An 18,205-nucleotide genomic window follows, 5' to 3' on the forward strand; every position below is an offset into this window, starting at 1 on the left:
CATCTCCCTATTGGAATGCAATCCAAATGTGGGAGCTGGCTTGCCTGCGATAGCGACCTATCAGTCACCTGATTGATCGACTGACCCTGCGCTATCGCAGGCAAGCTAGCTCCCACAGTGGGTCGGATTCAACCTGATTTATCGAGGCCAGCATGTCTTTCGATCTCGCCGCGCGCCTCGCTGCCCGCCGTACAGACCATCTCTACCGCCAGCGCCCGCTGCTGCAAAGCCCCCAGGGCCCGCAGGTGGTGGTGGACGGCCAGCCGTTATTGGCCTTTTGCAACAACGACTACCTGGGCCTGGCCAATCACCCGCAAGTCATCGAGGCCTGGCAGGCCGGCGCGGCCCGCTGGGGCGTGGGCGGTGGCGCCTCGCACTTGGTGGTTGGCCACAGCACCCCGCACCATGAGTTAGAGGAAGCGCTGGCCGAGTTCACCGGGCGCCCGCGTGCGCTGCTGTTCACCACCGGTTACATGGCCAACCTCGGTGCCGTCACCGCCTTGGTGGGGCAGGGCGATACGGTGCTCGAAGACCGGCTCAACCACGCGTCCCTGCTGGATGCGGGTTTACTGTCCGGTGCGCGCTTCAATCGCTATCTGCATAACGATGCGGTCAGCCTGGCCAAGCGCCTGGAAAAGGCCTGCGGCAATACCTTGGTGGTGACCGACGGCGTGTTCAGCATGGACGGCGACCTGGCGAACCTGCCGGCCCTGGCCCGCGAAACCCGGGCCAAAGGAGCGTGGTTGATGGTGGATGACGCCCATGGCTTCGGACCGCTGGGCGCCACGGGCGGCGGGATCGTCGAGCATTTCGGCCTGAGCCAGGAGGATGTGCCGGTGTTGGTCGGCACCCTGGGCAAGGCCTTTGGCACCGCCGGGGCGTTTGTGGCTGGCAGTGAGGATCTGGTCGAAAGCCTGATCCAGTTCGCCCGCCCGTACATCTACACCACCAGCCAACCGCCGGCGCTGGCCTGCGCGACCCTGAAAAGCCTGGCGCTGCTGCGCAGCGAGCACTGGCGGCGCGAGCATCTGCGCACGCTGGTCCGCCAGTTCCGCCAGGGCGCCGAACAGATCGGCCTGGCGTTGATGGACAGCTTCACGCCGATCCAGCCGATCATGGTTGGCGACAGTGGCCGGGCGATACGCCTGTCACAGATGCTGCGCGAGCGCGGGATCATGGTCACAGCCATCCGCCCGCCCACGGTGCCGGCCGGCAGCGCGCGCTTGCGCGTGACCTTGACCGCCGCCCACAGCGAGGCGCAGGTACGACTATTGTTAGACGCATTGGATGAGTGTTTCCGCTTGTCAGGCCGGGAGTCCGACCATGCGTGACCGACTGATATTGCTTCCCGGCTGGGGCCTGGGTGTCTCGCCGCTGGAGCCCTTGGCCGCCGCGTTGCGCGGTCTGGACGAGCGCCTGCGAGTGGATATCGAACCACTGCCGGCGCTGCCGGGCGGCGACCTGAACGAATGGCTCGACGAACTCGACGCCACCTTGCCGGATAACGCCTGGCTGGGCGGCTGGTCGTTGGGCGGGATGCTCGCCTCTGAGTTGGCGGCACGGCGCGGCGAGCGCTGCTGCGGCTTGCTGACCTTGGCCAGCAACCCCTGTTTTGTGGCGCATGAGGGCTGGCCCAATGGGATGGCGGCGCAGGCTTTCGATGGGTTCCTGGCCGGCTGCCATGCCGACTCGCAAGTCACCCTCAAACGCTTCGGCCTGCTGTGCGCCAAGGGTACGCAAGACCCACGGGGCATCGCGCGCTTGCTGGTCAGCAGCGCGCCGGCTACCCCGTCCAGTGTATTGATGAGCGGTCTTGAGCTGCTCGCGCAACTGGACACCCGCGAGGCCTTGCAGGCTTTTCGTGGCCCACAGTTGCATCTGTTTGCCGGCCTGGACGAGTTGGTGCCCTGTGAGGCGGCCACTGACCTGTTGAAGTTACTGCCAGATGTTGAAGTCGGTCTGATTGAACAGGCCGGCCACGCTTTCCTACTGGATAACCCCCACGGAGTGGCGGGGGCGATCCAGGCTTTTTTGCATGAGTGCGGTGATGACTGATTTGTCCCATCCTCCACTGCCGGGCGCCTTGCCCGACAAGCGCCAGGTCGCGGCGTCGTTTTCCAGGGCGGCGGCCAGTTATGACAGCGTGGCCGCGTTGCAGCGTGATGTGGGCGGCGAGTTGCTCGGGCGCTTGCCGTCGACGTTGCAGCCCCGGCGCTGGCTCGACCTGGGCTGCGGCACCGGGTTCTTCAGCCGCGCATTGAACCAGGCGTTTGCCCAGGGCCAAGGCCTGGCGCTGGATATCGCCGAAGGTATGCTCCATCACGCACGGCCCTTGGGCGGTGCCGAGCATTTTATCGCCGGGGATGCCGAGCGCTTGCCGCTACAGGACGGCAGCTGCGAGTTGATTTTCTCCAGCCTGGCGGTGCAGTGGTGTGCCGATTTTGCCGCGGTGCTCAGCGAAGCCCGGCGCGTGCTGCAGCCTGGCGGGGTGCTGGCGTTTGCCAGCCTGTGCGTTGGCACCCTGGATGAGCTGCGCGAAAGTTGGCGGGCGGCGGACGGGATGGTGCACGTCAATCGCTTCCGCCCGTTCAGTGCTTATCAACAGCTGTGTGCGGCCAGTGGCTTGCGTGTGGTGAGCCTGGAGCAGCGCCCCCATGTACTGCATTACCCGGATGTGCGCAGCCTGACCCACGAATTGAAAGCCTTGGGCGCGCATAATCTGAACCCGGGACGCCCGGGTGGCTTGACGGGCCGTGCACGGATTGTTGCACTGGTGCAGGCCTATGAGCAGTTCCGCCAGGCTCAGGGCCTGCCGGCAACCTATCAAGTCGTGTACGCCGTATTGGAGAAACCACTATGAGCGCTGCCTATTTCATTACCGGCACCGACACCGATGTCGGCAAGACCACCGTTGCGGCCGGCCTGCTGCACGCCGCGCGGCAAGCGGGCAAGAGCACGGCCGCCGGCAAGCCGGTGGCCTCGGGCTGTGAAGTGACGCCCCGTGGCTTGCGCAACGCCGATGCCCTGGCCTTGCTGGCCGAGTGCTCGTTGCCGCTTACCTATGCCGAGGTCAATCCACTGGCCTTCGAGCCCGCCATCGCGCCGCACCTGGCGGCCCGTGAAGCTGGCGTGGCGTTGACCGTGCAGGCCCTGCTCAAGCCGATGCAGCACATCCTCGAAAAACACGCGGATTTCACCCTGATCGAAGGTGCAGGTGGCTGGCGCGTGCCGCTGGCTGACCAGGACAACCTGTCGGACTTGGCCAAGGCCTTGCAGCTACCGGTGATCCTCGTGGTGGGCGTGCGCCTGGGCTGTATCAATCATGCATTGTTGAGCGCCGAAGCCATCGCCCGGGACGGTCTGCCGTTGGCGGGCTGGGTGGCCAATATCATCGACCCGAAGACCTCCCGTCTGGAAGAAAACCTCGCCACCTTGGCCGAACGCCTGCCGGCGCCGTGCCTGGGCCGGGTGCCGCGCCTCAAGCAGCCCACGGCCGAAGCGGTGGCCGAGTACCTGCAACTGGACTTGCTTGATTAGTTTTTCCTAGCGATAAGGCATTATGCCATTAGTGTTATTGACGGGCCTTTTGCCAGATTGTCTGCTTCAATAAGAGTTCACGATTGATTGCAAGGCAGGTGCACGCCATGGACATCTCTGGAAGTAGCGCGTTTTATTCGGGCCTGAACACTATCCAGGCCGGGCAGAACCGCGTCGACCAGGCCGCCGGCAAAATCGCCAGTGCCGCCACCAGCCAGCCTTCGGATGCGCAGAATGACCGTTTGCAAGCGGTCAATCGCGGCCAGCCGACCGACTCGGCGAGCAATATGGTGGAACTGGCCGAAGGCAAGTTCCAGGTGGAGCTGGGCGCGAAAGTCGCCAAGGCTTCCGACGAAATGCTCGGCACATTGATCGACACCTACGCCTGATCCCCCTGACTCTTCTGTAGCAGCCGGCAGGCCGGCGATCGCGGCCTGCCTGGCACACCGCAATCGCCGGCCAGCCGGCTCCTGCCATTTTTCCCCCTGGAAATCCTGTGCGGCATCACGCTGCAGGCCTCGTCGCGCCTGGCGTTGACCTGCGTCATGACAAACGGCAGCCGCTGGGCGCTTGACAAGGATTGGTCGTAAACGTATGTTTCAAACAACTGTTTGACCGCTACAACAAATCCACGCGGTTGTTCATTCCAGGATTCATCAGCAGAGGTTTATCGCTATGCCTGACTACAAGGCCCCCTTGCGTGATATTCGCTTCGTTCGTGACGAACTGCTCGGCTACGAAGCGCACTATCAGAGTCTGCCGGCTTGCCAGGACGCTACCCCAGACATGGTTGACGCCATTCTCGAAGAAGGCGCCAAGTTTTGTGAGCAAGTGCTGGCCCCGTTGAACCGCGTCGGTGACATCGAAGGGTGCACCTGGAGCGAGTCAGGCGTTAAAACCCCTACTGGTTTCAAAGAAGCCTACAAGCAATTCGTCGAAGGCGGCTGGCCGAGCCTGGCCCACGACGTCGCGCACGGCGGCCAAGGCCTGCCGGAATCCCTGGGCCTGGCCGTCAGCGAGATGGTCGGTGAAGCCAACTGGTCGTGGGGCATGTACCCAGGCCTGTCCCATGGCGCGATGAATACCATTTCCGAGCACGGCACCCCCGAGCAGCAAGATGCCTACCTGACCAAACTGGTCTCGGGCGAGTGGACCGGCACCATGTGCCTGACCGAACCGCACTGCGGCACCGACCTGGGCATGCTGCGCACCAAGGCCGAACCTCAGGCCGACGGTTCCTACAAAGTCTCCGGCACCAAGATCTTCATCTCGGCCGGTGAGCACGACATGGCCGACAACATCGTCCACATCGTACTGGCCCGCCTGCCGGATGCTCCGGCTGGCACCAAAGGCATCTCGCTGTTTATCGTGCCTAAGTTCCTGCCCAACGCCGATGGTTCGGTGGGTGAGCGCAACGCGGTGTCCTGTGGTTCCCTGGAACACAAGATGGGCATCCACGGCAACGCCACCTGCGTGATGAACTTCGACGCGGCCACCGGTTACCTGATCGGCCCGGCGAACAAAGGCCTGAACTGCATGTTCACCTTTATGAACACCGCTCGCCTGGGTACCGCGCTGCAAGGCTTGTCCCACGCCGAGATCGGTTTCCAGGGTGGCCTCAAATATGCCCGTGACCGCCTGCAAATGCGCTCCCTGACTGGCCCGAAAGCGCCTGACAAGGCCGCTGACCCGATCATCGTGCACCCTGATGTACGCCGCATGCTGCTGACCATGAAAGCCTTCGCCGAAGGCAACCGTGCGATGGTGTACTTCACCGCCAAGCAAGTGGACATCGTCAAATACGGCACCGACGACGAAGCCAAGAAACAGGCAGATGGCCTGCTGGCGTTCATGACCCCGATCGCCAAGGCGTTCATGACCGAAGTCGGTTTTGAATCCGCCAACCACGGCGTACAGATCTACGGCGGCCACGGCTTCATCGCCGAGTGGGGCATGGAGCAGAACGTTCGCGACAGCCGCATCTCGATGCTGTACGAAGGCACCACCGGCATCCAGGCCCTGGACCTGCTCGGCCGTAAAGTGCTGATGACCCAGGGCGAAGCGCTCAAGGGCTTCACCAAGATCGTGCACAAGTTCTGCCAGGCCAACGAAGGCAACGCAGCGGTCAGCGAGTTCGTCGCACCGCTGGCTGCACTGAACAAGGAATGGGGCGAGTTGACCATGAAGGTCGGCATGGCGGCCATGAAGGACCGTGAAGAAGTCGGTGCCGCCTCCGTGGACTACCTGATGTACTCCGGTTATGCCTGCCTGGCTTACTTCTGGGCCGACATGGCACGCCTGGCTGCCGAAAAACTGGCTGCCGGCACCAGCGAAGAAGGCTTCTACACCGCCAAGCTGCAGACAGCGCGCTTCTACTTCCAGCGCATCCTGCCGCGTACCCGCACCCACGTGGCCACCATGCTGTCGGGCGCCAACAACCTGATGGACATGAAAGAAGAGAACTTCGACCTGGGCTACTAAGCCTAGGCCGGTTCCCTGCCAAGCCGCCGCTCTTTCGGGAGCGGCGGCTTTTTTGCGGGAGGCTGAAAAAACCTGAGCGGCGCGCTCAGGGATTGCTCCTTGCTGCCGTTACAGTGATGGCAATGTGATGCAGGTCACATTGAATGTGCTTAACTGTGAGCAATGAAGGCACTATGCCATCTTTTTTTTGTGGGTCGGAGCTTTACCCTTGTCGCGCGCGTCCGCTGTACGTTTCAGTCATTTCCTACCATCGTTGCTGTTATTGCTAGCGGGGTTGTCGGCTGCTTACGTCAAGGACCTCAGCGTTTTCTTCACCTCGCTGTTCAACGTCCTGCCGACCCTGGTGCTGTTGCTGGGCGGTGCCTATTGCGCGGTGTACCGTCGCCAGCGTGAACTGTTCCTGATGGTGACGGTGTACGTCGCCTACTTCCTGCTGGACACCCAGACCGATTTCTATCGTGACCATGGCCGCGTGCGCGAAGACGCCGCCGTGGTGTTCCACCTGGTGTGCCTGCTGTTGCCGCTGCTGTTCAGCATCTATGCCTTGTGGCAGGAGAAAACCCACCTGTTCCGCGACTTTGTCGCACGCTGCGCGGTGCTGCTTGCCGTCGGCAGCGTGGCCCTGGGCCTGGAGCAGAGTTACCCGGGGCCGTTGCTCAACTGGCTGGCGGAGATTCGCTGGCCGGCGCTGCATGGCGCGTGGATGAGCCTGATCCAACTGTCGTACCCGATGTTCCTGCTGGGCTTTGTCGCATTGGCGGCGCAGTACTGGCGCGAGCCTCGGCCGCTGCACGCCGCGCAGTTGGTGGGGTTGCTGGGAATGTTCTGGATGTTGCCGCAGACCTTCATCCTGCCGTTCACCCTGAACATCATGTGCAGCCAGGTGATGTTGATGATTGCTGCGGGTGTGTCCCATGAGGCCTATCAGATGGCCTTTCGTGATGAGCTCACCGGACTGCCGGGACGCCGCGCCCTCAATGAACGCATGCAGCGCCTGGGGCGCAACTATGTGCTGGCGATGAGCGACGTCGACCACTTCAAGCGCTTCAACGACACCCACGGCCACGACGTCGGCGACCAGGTGCTGCGGTTGGTCGCCAGCAAACTGTCGAAAGTCAGCGGCGGTGGCCGGGCCTATCGGTATGGTGGCGAAGAGTTTGCCGTGGTGTTTGCCGGCAAGACCCTGGATGAATGCCTGCCGCACCTGGAAGAAATCCGCGAGATCATTGCCAACTACCACATCAAGTTGCGCAATCAGGACAGTCGCCCCCAGGACGACCACCAAGGTCGCCAGCGCCGTTCGGGCGGCGGCGATTCCAGTGTCTCGGTCACCGTGAGCATCGGCGTCGCCGAGCGCCAGGCCGAGCAGCGCACCCCGGAAGAAGTGCTCAAGTGCGCCGACCAGGCGCTGTACAACGCCAAGGGCGCTGGGCGTAACTGCGTGGTGGCGGCCGGCCAGAACCGCCGTGGCGCGGTGCGCATGCAGGGCGCTGCCGGTTGAGTGATGGTGATGTATTCAGCGCCTGTACAGTGATTGTCCGGGCCTCCTGGCGGCAGTAGGTTTAAACAATCTGCCGCCGGAGACATCACCATGCCTGCCTATAAAGCCCCCCTGCGCGACATGCGCTTTCTGATCGATCACGTGTTTGATTTCCCAGCTCACTACGCTGCCCTGGGGGCCACCGAGGCCAGCCCGGATATGGTCAGCGCGATTCTCGAAGAAGGCGCCAGGTTCTGCGAGAACGTGCTTGCGCCGTTGAACCGTACGGGGGACGAAGAAGGCTGCCATTTCGACAATGGCGTGGTGACCACCCCCAAAGGCTTCAAGGAAGCCTTCGCACAATACGTCGAAGGCGGTTGGCACGGCCTGGCGGCGGACCCGGCCTACGGCGGCCAGGGCCTGCCGTCTTCCCTGGGCTTGGTGCTCAGCGAGATGATCGGCTCCAGCAACACCTCCTGGGGCATGTATCCGGGCCTGACCCACGGCGCCATGTCGGCGATCCATGCCCACGGCACCGCAGAGCAAAAAGACACCTACCTGAGCAAACTCACCGCCGGCCAGTGGACGGGCACCATGTGCCTGACCGAAGCCCATTGCGGCACGGACCTGGGCATCATCAAGACCCGCGCCGTGCCCCAGGCCAATGGCAGCTACGCGGTAACCGGCAGCAAAATCTTCATCTCCGCCGGCGAGCATGACATGAGCGAAAACATCATCCACCTGGTGTTGGCCAAGTTGCCGGATGCGCCTGCTGGCACCAAGGGTATTTCGCTGTTTATCGTGCCCAAGTTCCTCGCCGATTCCGGGGCGCGCAATGGGGTCAGTTGCGGCTCCATCGAACACAAGATGGGGATCAAGGCCTCGGCCACCTGCGTGCTGAATTTCGATGGTGCCGAGGGTTACCTGATTGGCGAGGCCAACAAGGGCCTGAACTGCATGTTCACCATGATGAACCATGCGCGCCTGGGCACGGGCATGCAGGGGCTGTGCCTGGGGGAGGCGAGCTTCCAGGGCGCGATCAAGTACGCCAACGACCGCTTGCAGATGCGCTCCCTGACGGGCGCCAAGGCGCCGGATAAGCCGGCAGATCCGATCATCGTGCACCCCGATGTGCGGCGCATGTTGCTGACCATGAAAGCCTTCAACGAAGGCAACCGCGCCCTGACTTACTTCACCGCGCAACTGCTGGACACCGCGCACCTGGGCGACGACCCGCAGCAACGCCAGGAAGCGGAGGATTTGCTGGCATTCCTCACGCCGATCTGCAAAGCCTTTATGACCGAAACCGGCCTGGAAGTGACCAACCACGGCATGCAGGTGTTTGGTGGCCACGGTTTTATCCGTGAGTGGGGCATGGAGCAACTGGTGCGCGATTGTCGGATCGCGCCGATCTACGAAGGCACCAACGGTATCCAGGCCCTGGATTTGCTGGGGCGCAAGGTGCTGGGCAGCCAGGGCAAGTTGCTGCGTGGCTTTACCAAAATTGTGCATAAGTTTTGCGCGGCGCATGCCGAGCACCCGCAACTCAAGGCCCAGGTCACGCAACTCAATGAGCTGAACCAGCAATGGGGCGAATTGACCACCAAGGTCGGCATGGCCGCGATGAAAAACCCCGATGAAGTCGGCGCCGCCGCCCTGGATTACTTGATGTACAGCGGTTACATCATCCACGCCTACCTGTGGTTGCGCATGGCCCTGGTGGCCCAGGCGCAGTTGGATGCGGGCAATGGCGATGGCGATTACGCCCGGGGCAAGCTGGCGACCTGCGAGTTTTATTTCAAGCGCCTGTTACCGCGCACCAGTGCCCATCGCGCAGCGGTGGAAGCGGGCAGTGACTGCCTGATGAGCCTGCCTGCCGAACTGTTCGCCTTGTAGGCGCCGGGTTACCGGCTCCTACAGGGAACGTTGTGACTGAAAAATACTTGTTGGTCACAAGCAGACCCTATGTGTCACAAAAGTTGTTCGGTTACACTCTGGGTCTGTGAAACCGATCCTACCGAATCACTTTTAACGTTCTCACGAGGTTTGCCATGGCTGACTACAAAGCGCCGCTGCGCGATATGCGCTTCGTCCTCAACGAAGTATTCGAGGTTGCCAAGCTGTGGGCGCAACTGCCGGCCCTGGCCGAGACCGTGGATGCTGAAACCGTCGAGGCGATCCTTGAGGAAGCCGGCAAAGTCACCGCCAAGACCATCGCCCCCTTGAGCCGCAGCGGCGACGAAGAAGGTTGCCGCTGGGACAACGGCGTGGTGACCACCCCGGCCGGGTTCCCCGAAGCCTACAAGACCTACGCCGAAGGCGGCTGGGTCGGCGTTGGTGGCGATCCAGCCTACGGTGGCATGGGCATGCCCAAGGCCGTATCGGCCCAGGTCGAAGAAATGATCAACTCCTCGGGGTTGGCGTTTGGCCTGTACCCGATGCTGACGTCCGGCGCCTGTGTGTCGATCAATACCCACGCCAGTGACGAACTCAAAGCCACCTACCTGCCGAATATGTACGCAGGGGTGTGGGCCGGTTCCATGTGCCTGACCGAACCGCATGCTGGTACCGATCTTGGGATTATTCGCACCAAGGCTGAGCCTCAGGCGGACGGTTCCTACAAGGTCAGCGGCACCAAGATCTTCATCACCGGTGGCGAACACGACCTCACCGACAACATCATCCACCTGGTGCTGGCCAAGTTGCCGGACGCCCCGGCCGGTCCCAAGGGTATCTCGTTGTTCCTGGTGCCCAAGTTCATGGTCAATGCCGATGGCAGCCTGGGCGCGCGCAACCCGGTGACCTGTGGCTCGATCGAACACAAGATGGGCATCCAGGCCTCTGCGACCTGTGTGATGAACTTCGACGAAGCCGTTGGCTACCTGGTCGGCGAGCCGAACCGTGGCCTGGCGGCGATGTTCACCATGATGAACTACGAGCGCCTGGGCGTCGGCATCCAGGGGCTGGCGACTGGCGAGCGTTCTTACCAGAACGCTGTTGAGTACGCCCGTGACCGTCTGCAAAGCCGTTCGCCGACCGGCCCCAAGGCCAAGGACAAGATCGCCGACCCGATCATCAACCACCCTGACGTGCGTCGCATGTTGCTGACCATGAAGGCGGCAAACGAAGGCGGCCGGGCGTTCTCCACTTATGTGGCGATGCAACTGGACACCGCCAAGTTCAGCGAAGACGCCGCGACCCGCAAGCGCGCGGATGACCTGGTGGCGCTGCTGACCCCGGTTTCCAAGGCGTTCCTCACCGACCTGGGCTTGGAAACCACCGTGCACGGCCAGCAGATTTTCGGCGGCCATGGTTACATTCGCGAGTGGGGCCAGGAGCAACTGGTGCGTGATGTGCGCATCACCCAGATCTACGAAGGCACCAACGGTATCCAGGCGCTGGACTTGATGGGGCGCAAGATCGTTGGCAGCGGCGGGGCGTTCTACACCCTGTTTGCCGATGAGATCCGCCATTTCATCAGCACTGCCAGCAGCGACCTGGCTGAGTTCACCCAGCCCCTGAGCGCTGCGGTGGACGAGCTCGACACCTTGACCGCCTGGGTGCTGGACCGCGCCAAGACCAACCCGAATGAAATCGGCGCGGCCTCGGTGGAGTATCTGCACGCCTTTGGCTACATGGCCTATGCCTACATGTGGGCGCTGATGGCCAAGGCGGCCTTGGGTAAAGAGGCCCAGGAAGACTTCTACGCCAGCAAATTGGGGACGGCGCGCTTCTACTTTGCCCGCCTGCTGCCGCGCATTAACTCCCTGAGCGCCTCGGTCAAAGCCGGCAGTGAATCGCTGTTCTTGCTGGACGAAGCGCAGTTCTAAGCGGGGGAGGGCGTGTAAGCATTCTCTTACGTGACGTGCTGCTAATCGTCCTCTATCGCCAGATTGGATCCACAGCTAATCTACTTCACATGGACGTCGCGCAGGAAGCGCAAAGCAACAACAGGGACACGTAGGATTCTGCCAGGGTGGCGGAGTGAAATGGATGTCAGGGAAACAGTCTGCAAAGCCCCGCTTCGGCGGGGTTTTCTTATTGCCTGCGAAAAAGTTCAGGCCAGCCCGTCTACTGTGGCCGTCGGCCCATGGGGACCGTTCATCACGTCTTCGAGCAAGGTGCGCAGCAACTCAAGCGTCGCCTGTTGCCGTTGCACATCCCGACACACCAGCCCCACCTTCAGCGGCACCCGTGGCTCGCTCAAGGGCTTCCACAACAGCGCTTGGCTGCTATGTTCGTCCTGGGAGCGGCCAGGCAGTACCGTCGCCAGTTTGGTATGGGGCAGGCTGTCGAGAATCCCCACCATGGTGTTCAGCTCCGCTTGGACCTGTGGCCGGCGCCCCAGGTTCGCCAACTGTGCCTGCCAGATCTGCCTGACCTGGAACTCTTCCCCCAACAGCAGCATGGGCAGTTCCGCCGCTTGCTTGAGGGAGACCTTCTTGAATTCACGCAAGGGATGGTCGGATGGGATGACCACTTTCAGTTCATCTTCATACAGCAGCACACCGTGCAAACCGGGCTGGCGTGCCGGCAAGTAACTGATGCCGATGTCCAGCGAGCCGTTGAGCAGGCGGCGTTCGATCTCCAGGCCCGTCAACTCGTAGATCTGCACCACCAGGTGCGGCTGGGCCTTGCGTACCCGTTCCAGCATCTGCGGTACCAGGCTGGTATGCACGGTTTGCAGTACGCCGATGGCCAAGGTACGCAGCGCCTGGCCCTTGAAGTGGCGCAGGGCCTCGACGGCTTGCTGCATGCCATCGAGCAATGGCAGGGCGTGGTTGTACAAGGTGTGGGCAGCCAGGGTCGGCAACAGGCGTTTGCTGCTGCGCTCGAACAGGCTCACGTCGAGGTTCTGCTCCAACTGGCGGATTTGCTGTGACAAGGCCGGCTGGGAGATCGACAGGCGCTCTGCAGCCCGGCCGACATGGCCTTCCTCGTACACCGCGACGAAATAACGCAGTTGCTTGAAATCCATAAGTAACACTTATCGAAAAAGCTGGAAAATCGAAATGGCTGTACGCCCCCAAGGCGCCTAGTCTAGCGCCTATTCACAGGGCTTACAGGGCCAAGAAGCGAGATGAATACCGTTTACAGCGATGGTGTTTACATAGGCAAGGCAAAAAACGACGTGACGGGCTTGCGCCAATCCAGGGTTGCCAACAACCTGCGGGGTGTGCAGGCATGAACCTGTTCAACCTGCGACGCCCGGCACCGAGCCTGGATGATCTGTTACTGGACGCGAAAACCCCGATGCTGCGTGATGAGCTTTCCAGCCAATCACTGATGCCCACCGTGGCCCGTCCGCCACAGGTTTTCGTACGCGGCCAGGGATCCTGGCTATGGGACAGTGAAGACCGTGCCTACCTGGACTTTACCCAAGGCGGTGCTGCCAACAGCCTTGGCCACAGCCCTTCGGTATTGGTGCGCGCGTTGGCCGACCAGGCGCAAGCGCTGATCAACCCTGGCAGCGGCCTGCACAACCGTAGCCAACTGAACCTGGTGGACCGCCTGTGCCACAGCACCGGCAGCGACCAGGCCTACCTGCTCAACAGCGGTGCGGAAGCCTGCGAGGCGGCCATCAAGTTGGCGCGCAAGTGGGGCCAACTGCATCGCAGTGGCGCCTATCGCATCATCACTGCCAGCAACGCTTGTCATGGTCGCAGCCTGTCTACACTGGCGGCCTCTGGCGACAATCGTTTCGAGCCGCAACTGCCGGGCTTCTGCCACGTACCGTTCAACGACCTGCCAGCCCTGCATGCCGCAGTCGATGCGCACACCGTGGCGATCATGCTGGAGCCGATCCAGAGCGACGCCGGCGTCATTCCGGCCACCGAGCATTACCTCAAGGGCGTGGAGCGGCTGTGCCGGGAGCTGGGCATCCTGCTTATCCTCGACGAAGTGCAGACCGGCATGGGCCGTTGCGCCACCTTGCTGGCCGAACAACACTACGGCGTGCGCGCCGATATCGTCACCCTGGGCAAAGGCCTGGGCGGCGGAGTGCCATTGGCGGCGTTGCTGGCTCGCGGCAAGGCCTGCTGCTTTGAGCTGGGCGAGCTGGAAGGTACCCATCACGGCAATGCCCTGATGGCCGCTGCCGGCGTCGCCGTGCTCGATAGCGTGCTGGGTCACGGCTTCCTCGAACACGTGCGTGATACCGGCCAATACCTGGGCGAAGGCCTGGCGCGCCTTGCCCACCGCTATGGCCAGGGCGAACTGCGGGGCCAGGGCCTTTTGTTGGGCCTGGGCTTGTCAGATGATTCGGCAGATGCGGTGGTAAAGGCGGCACTGTATGAAGGTCTTATCCTCAATGCTCCCCAACCCGACTGCCTGCGCTTTACCCCGGCGCTGACGGTGAGCAAGAGCAATATTGACGAAATGCTGCTGCGTCTGGCCCGCGCTTTTTCCCGTGTGCATACCACCCAACTGCAGTGCCGCAAGGGCATTGCTGTTTAACCTTTATTCCTGAACCGTCTCGCGTTATACGCGGCGCCTCCAGCCTGATTTTTTTGGTTGGGGGCGTTTTTTTGTGTGTGATTTTTGGATTGAAAAGGAGGCTTGAGCCTCATCGAAATAAATGGCTTTTTAGCGGGCACCGGCAGGGAGTGCCGGTAGGGCGCAAGGATTTTTGTATGCGCTCTTTCTAATCTGTACCACTGGGTGGTATGTTTATGAGGAATGGATGCCTATGAAACTCAGGCTGTTCAAAAGCCGGAATTTTGCTGAGGCTGCCCGCAAAGCCTGGATCGGTGATATGGAATTGGGCGAGGCATTTGGCCAAATGCTCAGGGGGCAGGCGGATAATTTGGGCGGTGGAGTTTGGAAGAAACGCCTCAATCACAACCGTCATCGTTCGATCGTCCTGGCGAAGGGCAGGCATTACTGGGTTTATCAGTTTCTGTTCGCCAAACAAGACCAGAGCAATATCAGCCACAAGGAATTGGCTGGGTTTAGGGCATTGGCAAAGGCCTATGAGGGCTTAAACGAAATACAGATCCAGCAGTTACTGGATCTCAGGGAGTTTGTGGAGATACATCATGAGCAAAAAATATGAAACTGAAGCGCTGGAGTCCATCCACCAATCGGCCAGCGCGCTGCATTCGATCGGCGCCATCAGCAAGACCACCCTTCGTGAGTTCGATGAGATGTGCATTGCGCCTGTGCCGGCGCAGATACCTGCCGACCAGATCAAGCAACTGCGCGAGCGCAGTCATGTCAGCCAACCGGTGTTCGCCCGTTACCTGAACACCAGTGCGTCGACAATCAAGCAATGGGAATCCGGCGAGAAGCAGCCCAGCGGCATGGCGCTCAAGTTGCTGAGCATCGTGCAAAAGCACGGGTTGGAGATCCTCGCCTGAGGAGGATGGCCCGGTGCCAGATTCCACTGAACCCTCACGCGCGGCCAGGGTCGATTAGCTGTACGGCTCACACGAGCCGATTTTTCGGAGCTGAACCCATGGATATCATTCGTATCATCATCGCCATCCTGTTGCCGCCATTGGGTGTGTTCCTGCAAGTGGGCTTCGCCGGCGCGTTCTGGCTGAATATCCTGCTGACCTTGTGCGGTTACTTCCCGGGCATCATTCACGCGGTATACATCATCGCCAAGCGCTGAAACCTTCAGCCTTTGGCGATCAGCCGGGAGTTTCGCTCATTGCGAAAAGCCAGTTGCTCGATAGTCTGCGTGGCGTGCTCGGCTTCGAGTCGGGCATCGAGGATGATCCCGTGATCGGCGGATTTGCTGCATACCGGGTCGGCGTTGCTGGCGTCGCCAGTCAGCATGAAGGCCTGGCAGCGGCAGCCGCCGAAGTCCTTTTCCTTCTCGTCGCACGAGCGGCACGGCTCGGGCATCCAGTCGTAGCCGCGAAAGCGGTTGAAACCAAACGAGTCGTACCAGATGTGCTGCATGCTGTGGTCGCGCACATTGGGAAACTGCACCGGCATCTGTCGGGCGCCGTGACAAGGTAGGGCGGTGCCGTCTGGTGTGACTGTCAGAAAGATACTGCCCCAGCCATTCATACAGGCTTTCGGGCGTTCCTCGTAGTAGTCCGGCGTGACAAAGATCAGCTTGCAGGGGTGACCTTCGGCTTGCAGCTTGGCGCGGTATTCGTTGGTGATGCGTTCGGCGCGGGTCAGTTGTGCCTGGGTCGGTAGCAAGCCGACGCGGTTAAGCTGGGCCCAGCCGTAGAACTGGCAGGTGGCGAGCTCGACAAAGTCCGCCTCAAGGGCAATACACAGTTCGATGATGCGGTCGATCTTGTCGATATTGTGTCGATGAGTGACGAAGTTCAGCACCATCGGATAACCATGGGCTTTGACCGCCCGGGCCATTTCCAGCTTCTGCGCGAAGGCCTTTTTGGAGCCGGCCAGCAGGTTGTTCACCTGCTCGTCGCTGGCCTGGAAACTGATTTGGATATGGTCCAGGCCAGCCTTTTTGAAGTCGCTGATCTTCTGCTCGGTCAGGCCGATGCCGGAGGTGATCAGGTTGGTATAGAACCCCAGCTTGCGGGCTTCGCCGATCAGTTCGGCAAGATCCTGGCGCACCAGCGGCTCACCGCCGGAAAACCCCAGTTGTGCCGCACCCATCTCCCGGGCCTCGCGAAACACCTTGATCCACTGTTCGGTGCTCAGCTCCTTGCCTTGTTCGGCGAAGTCCAGCGGGTTGGAGCAATACGGGCATTGCAGCGGGCAGCGGTAGGTCAGCTCGGCGAGCAACCATAGCGGCAGGCCAATCTCGGGCTTTTCAGGCAAGTTCGATCCAGTGCTCTGCACGTGCGACCTCCATGAATTGCTCGATGTCTTCACCGAGTTCGGGCACGCCGGGGAATTGCTGCTCCAGCTCGCCAATGATCGCTGCCACGCTGCGCTCACCGTCGATCAAGCCACCAATCAACCCAGCACTGTCGTTGAGCTTGATCATGCCTTCGGGGTACAGCAACACATGGCCTTTCTGCGCCGGCTCGTACTGGTAGCGATAGCCCTGGCGCCACGTCGGCTTTTTGCTGCGGTCAAAACTCATAGGGTGATCCCTTTATGCCAGACCCGCTGCGCGGTCACGCTGTGATAAGGCGGGCGGTTCAGTTCGTAGGCCATGCTCATGGCATCGAGCATGCTCCAAAGGATGTCCAGTTTGAACTGGAGAATCTCCAGCATCCGCTCCTGGCCGGCGCGGGTGGTGTAGTGCGCAAGCGTGATCGCCAGCCCATGCTCGACATCACGTCGGGCCTGGCCCAGGCGGGTGCGGAAATACTCGTAGCCGGCAGGGTCGATCCATGGGTAATGCTGGGGCCAGCTGTCGAGGCGCGACTGGTGGATCTGCGGGGCGAACAGCTCGGTCAGCGAGCTGCTGGCGGCTTCCTGCCAACTGGCCCGGCGGGCGAAATTGACGTAGGCATCGACGGCAAACCGCACGCCGGGCAGCACCAGTTCCTGGGAGCGCAGTTGATCCGGGTCCAGGCCCACGGCCTGGCCCAGGCGCAGCCAGGCTTCGATACCGCCGTCTTCGCCGGGGGCGCCATCATGGTCGAGCAGGCGCTGGATCCATTCGCGGCGGATTTCCCGGTCCGGGCAGTTGGCCAGGATCGCGGCGTCTTTCAGCGGAATGTTCACCTGGTAGTAGAACCGGTTGGCGACCCAGCCCTGGATCTGCTCGCGGGTGGCCCGGCCTTCATACATCGCCACATGGTAGGGGTGATGGATATGGTAGAAGGCGCCCTTGGCCCGCAAGGCCTGTTCAAAGTCGGCGGGGTTCAGCGGTGTATCGGTCATTGGGGCTCTCCTACAGTTCAATGCTCATGCCGTCGTAGGCTACTTCTACATTGCGCCGCGCCAACTCGGCTCGCTCGGCAGAGTCTTCGTCGAGGATCGGGTTGGTGTTGTTGATGTGGATAAGCACCTTGCGCTGCTTGGGCAGTTGCTCCAGTACCTCCAGCATGCCGCCGGGGCCGTTTTGTGCCAGGTGGCCCATTTCGCGGCCGGTGCGGGTGCCGACGCCACGGCGCTGCATTTCATCGTCATCCCACATCGTGCCATCCACCAACAGGCAGTCGCTGCCGGCCATGATCTCCAAGAGCGGCGCGTCTACCTTGCCCAGGCCGGGGGCGTAGAACAGTTTGCCGCCGGTGCGCAGGTCTTCGACGATCAGGCCGATATTGTCACCGGGGTGCGGGTCGAACCGATGGGGCGAGTAGGGCGGCGCGGCACTGCGCAGAGGCAGCGGGGTGAAGCGCAGGTTGGGGCAGGCGGGAATAGTGAAGCTGGCATCCAGCTCGATGCGCTGCCAATCGAGGCCGCCATTCCAGTGAGTCAACATGGTGAACAGCGGGAATCCGGTGCTCAGGTCTTCGTGGACCATGTCGGTGCACCACACCTGGTGCGGGCAGCCTTCGCGCAAGCTGAGCAGGCCGGTGGTGTGGTCGATCTGGCTGTCCATCAAGATGATTGCGCTGATCCCGGTATCGCGCAGTGCTCGGCCCGGTTGCATCGGCGCAAAACCTTGCAGTTGCGCGCGGATATCCGGCGAGGCGTTGCATAACACCCAGTTCACGCCATCGTCGGACAGGGCGATGGACGATTGGGTTCGTGCCTGGGCCCGCAGGCTGCCGTCGCGAAAGCCGGCGCAGTTCACACAGTTGCAGTTCCACTGCGGGAAACCGCCACCGGCCGCCGAACCTAGAATCTGGACAAACATCGCCGCTCCTTCACACA

General features: G+C 61.7%; 18 protein-coding genes. 13 read left to right on the forward strand and 5 right to left on the reverse strand.

What is annotated here, in order from left to right; genetic code table 11:
• Window positions 1-152: 152 nt before the first annotated feature.
• From bioF to HBO11_RS16205, 9 genes are all read left to right on the forward strand, one after another.
• Window positions 153-1,331: an 8-amino-7-oxononanoate synthase gene (gene bioF / locus HBO11_RS16165; protein ID WP_169953759.1), complete on the forward strand. Its 1,179-nt coding sequence runs from the start codon at window positions 153-155 to the stop codon at window positions 1,329-1,331.
• On the forward strand, window positions 1,324-2,055 hold the full coding sequence (locus tag HBO11_RS16170; RefSeq protein WP_169953761.1) for an alpha/beta fold hydrolase: 732 nt from the start codon (window positions 1,324-1,326) through the stop codon (window positions 2,053-2,055). Before bioF ends, HBO11_RS16170 begins: the two co-directional genes overlap by 8 nt.
• Window positions 2,048-2,860 (forward strand): malonyl-ACP O-methyltransferase BioC, encoded by an 813-nt coding sequence (bioC, locus tag HBO11_RS16175; protein ID WP_169953762.1) that lies wholly within the window; start codon window positions 2,048-2,050, stop codon window positions 2,858-2,860. Before HBO11_RS16170 ends, bioC begins: the two co-directional genes overlap by 8 nt.
• Entirely contained in the window at window positions 2,857-3,537 is a 681-nt protein-coding gene (gene bioD / locus HBO11_RS16180) for a dethiobiotin synthase (protein WP_169953763.1), read from the forward strand. The genes bioC and bioD overlap by 4 nt, the downstream gene beginning before the upstream one ends.
• A gap of 107 nt (window positions 3,538-3,644) precedes the next feature.
• Entirely contained in the window at window positions 3,645-3,926 is a 282-nt protein-coding gene (locus HBO11_RS16185) for a pyrroloquinoline quinone biosynthesis protein PqqE (protein ID WP_169953764.1), read from the forward strand.
• 286 nt (window positions 3,927-4,212) lie between these two features.
• A complete protein-coding gene (locus tag HBO11_RS16190; protein WP_029296902.1) occupies window positions 4,213-6,018 on the forward strand; it encodes a phenylacyl-CoA dehydrogenase in 1,806 nt (601 codons plus the stop codon).
• Window positions 6,019-6,226: 208 nt separating this feature from the next.
• On the forward strand, window positions 6,227-7,519 hold the full coding sequence (locus tag HBO11_RS16195; protein ID WP_169953765.1) for a GGDEF domain-containing protein: 1,293 nt from the start codon (window positions 6,227-6,229) through the stop codon (window positions 7,517-7,519).
• 90 nt (window positions 7,520-7,609) lie between these two features.
• Window positions 7,610-9,394, forward strand: coding sequence for an acyl-CoA dehydrogenase C-terminal domain-containing protein (locus HBO11_RS16200; RefSeq protein WP_169953766.1), 1,785 nt, complete (start codon window positions 7,610-7,612; stop codon window positions 9,392-9,394).
• Window positions 9,395-9,549: 155 nt separating this feature from the next.
• Window positions 9,550-11,328, forward strand: a complete 1,779-nt coding sequence (locus tag HBO11_RS16205; protein ID WP_169953767.1) for an acyl-CoA dehydrogenase C-terminal domain-containing protein — start codon at window positions 9,550-9,552, stop codon at window positions 11,326-11,328.
• A 227-nt stretch (window positions 11,329-11,555) separates the two neighbouring features.
• Here HBO11_RS16205 and HBO11_RS16210 read toward each other — a convergent pair whose 3' ends face one another.
• A complete protein-coding gene (locus tag HBO11_RS16210) occupies window positions 11,556-12,476 on the reverse strand; it encodes a LysR family transcriptional regulator (protein ID WP_169953768.1) in 921 nt (306 codons plus the stop codon).
• Window positions 12,477-12,682: 206 nt separating this feature from the next.
• Between HBO11_RS16210 and HBO11_RS16215 the strand changes: the two genes are divergently transcribed.
• From HBO11_RS16215 to HBO11_RS16230, 4 genes are all read left to right on the forward strand, one after another.
• A complete protein-coding gene (locus HBO11_RS16215; protein WP_169953769.1) occupies window positions 12,683-13,954 on the forward strand; it encodes an aminotransferase class III-fold pyridoxal phosphate-dependent enzyme in 1,272 nt (423 codons plus the stop codon).
• Window positions 13,955-14,186: 232 nt separating this feature from the next.
• Window positions 14,187-14,552 carry a type II toxin-antitoxin system RelE/ParE family toxin gene (locus tag HBO11_RS16220; RefSeq protein WP_169953770.1) on the forward strand — a complete coding sequence of 122 codons (366 nt, stop codon included), beginning with the start codon at window positions 14,187-14,189 and terminating at the stop codon, window positions 14,550-14,552.
• Window positions 14,536-14,856, forward strand: coding sequence for a DNA-binding transcriptional regulator (locus HBO11_RS16225; RefSeq protein WP_169953772.1), 321 nt, complete (start codon window positions 14,536-14,538; stop codon window positions 14,854-14,856). Before HBO11_RS16220 ends, HBO11_RS16225 begins: the two co-directional genes overlap by 17 nt.
• A 98-nt stretch (window positions 14,857-14,954) precedes the next feature.
• Window positions 14,955-15,113: a YqaE/Pmp3 family membrane protein gene (locus HBO11_RS16230; RefSeq protein WP_010207008.1), complete on the forward strand. Its 159-nt coding sequence runs from the start codon at window positions 14,955-14,957 to the stop codon at window positions 15,111-15,113.
• Between the two features lie 5 nt (window positions 15,114-15,118).
• Here the strand turns inward: HBO11_RS16230 and pqqE are convergent, their stop codons facing one another.
• Genes pqqE through pqqB form a run of 4 tightly spaced genes read right to left on the reverse strand, consistent with a single transcriptional unit; the run spans window position 15,119 to window position 18,188 of the window.
• The gene (pqqE, locus tag HBO11_RS16235; RefSeq protein ID WP_169953774.1) at window positions 15,119-16,270 is read right to left on the reverse strand and encodes a pyrroloquinoline quinone biosynthesis protein PqqE; all 1,152 of its coding nucleotides are present in this window, start codon (window positions 16,268-16,270) and stop codon (window positions 15,119-15,121) included.
• Window positions 16,242-16,517 carry a pyrroloquinoline quinone biosynthesis peptide chaperone PqqD gene (gene pqqD, locus HBO11_RS16240; protein WP_169953776.1) on the reverse strand — a complete coding sequence of 92 codons (276 nt, stop codon included), beginning with the start codon at window positions 16,515-16,517 and terminating at the stop codon, window positions 16,242-16,244. Before pqqD ends, pqqE begins: the two co-directional genes overlap by 29 nt.
• The gene (pqqC, locus tag HBO11_RS16245) at window positions 16,514-17,266 is read right to left on the reverse strand and encodes a pyrroloquinoline-quinone synthase PqqC (protein ID WP_169953778.1); all 753 of its coding nucleotides are present in this window, start codon (window positions 17,264-17,266) and stop codon (window positions 16,514-16,516) included. The genes pqqD and pqqC overlap by 4 nt, the downstream gene beginning before the upstream one ends.
• 10 nt (window positions 17,267-17,276) lie before the next feature.
• Window positions 17,277-18,188 (reverse strand): pyrroloquinoline quinone biosynthesis protein PqqB, encoded by a 912-nt coding sequence (pqqB, locus tag HBO11_RS16250; protein WP_169953780.1) that lies wholly within the window; start codon window positions 18,186-18,188, stop codon window positions 17,277-17,279.
• Window positions 18,189-18,205: the final 17 nt, after the last annotated feature.

Source organism: Pseudomonas sp. WS 5010, from assembly GCF_012985565.1.
Classification (GTDB): Bacteria; Pseudomonadota; Gammaproteobacteria; order Pseudomonadales; family Pseudomonadaceae; genus Aquipseudomonas.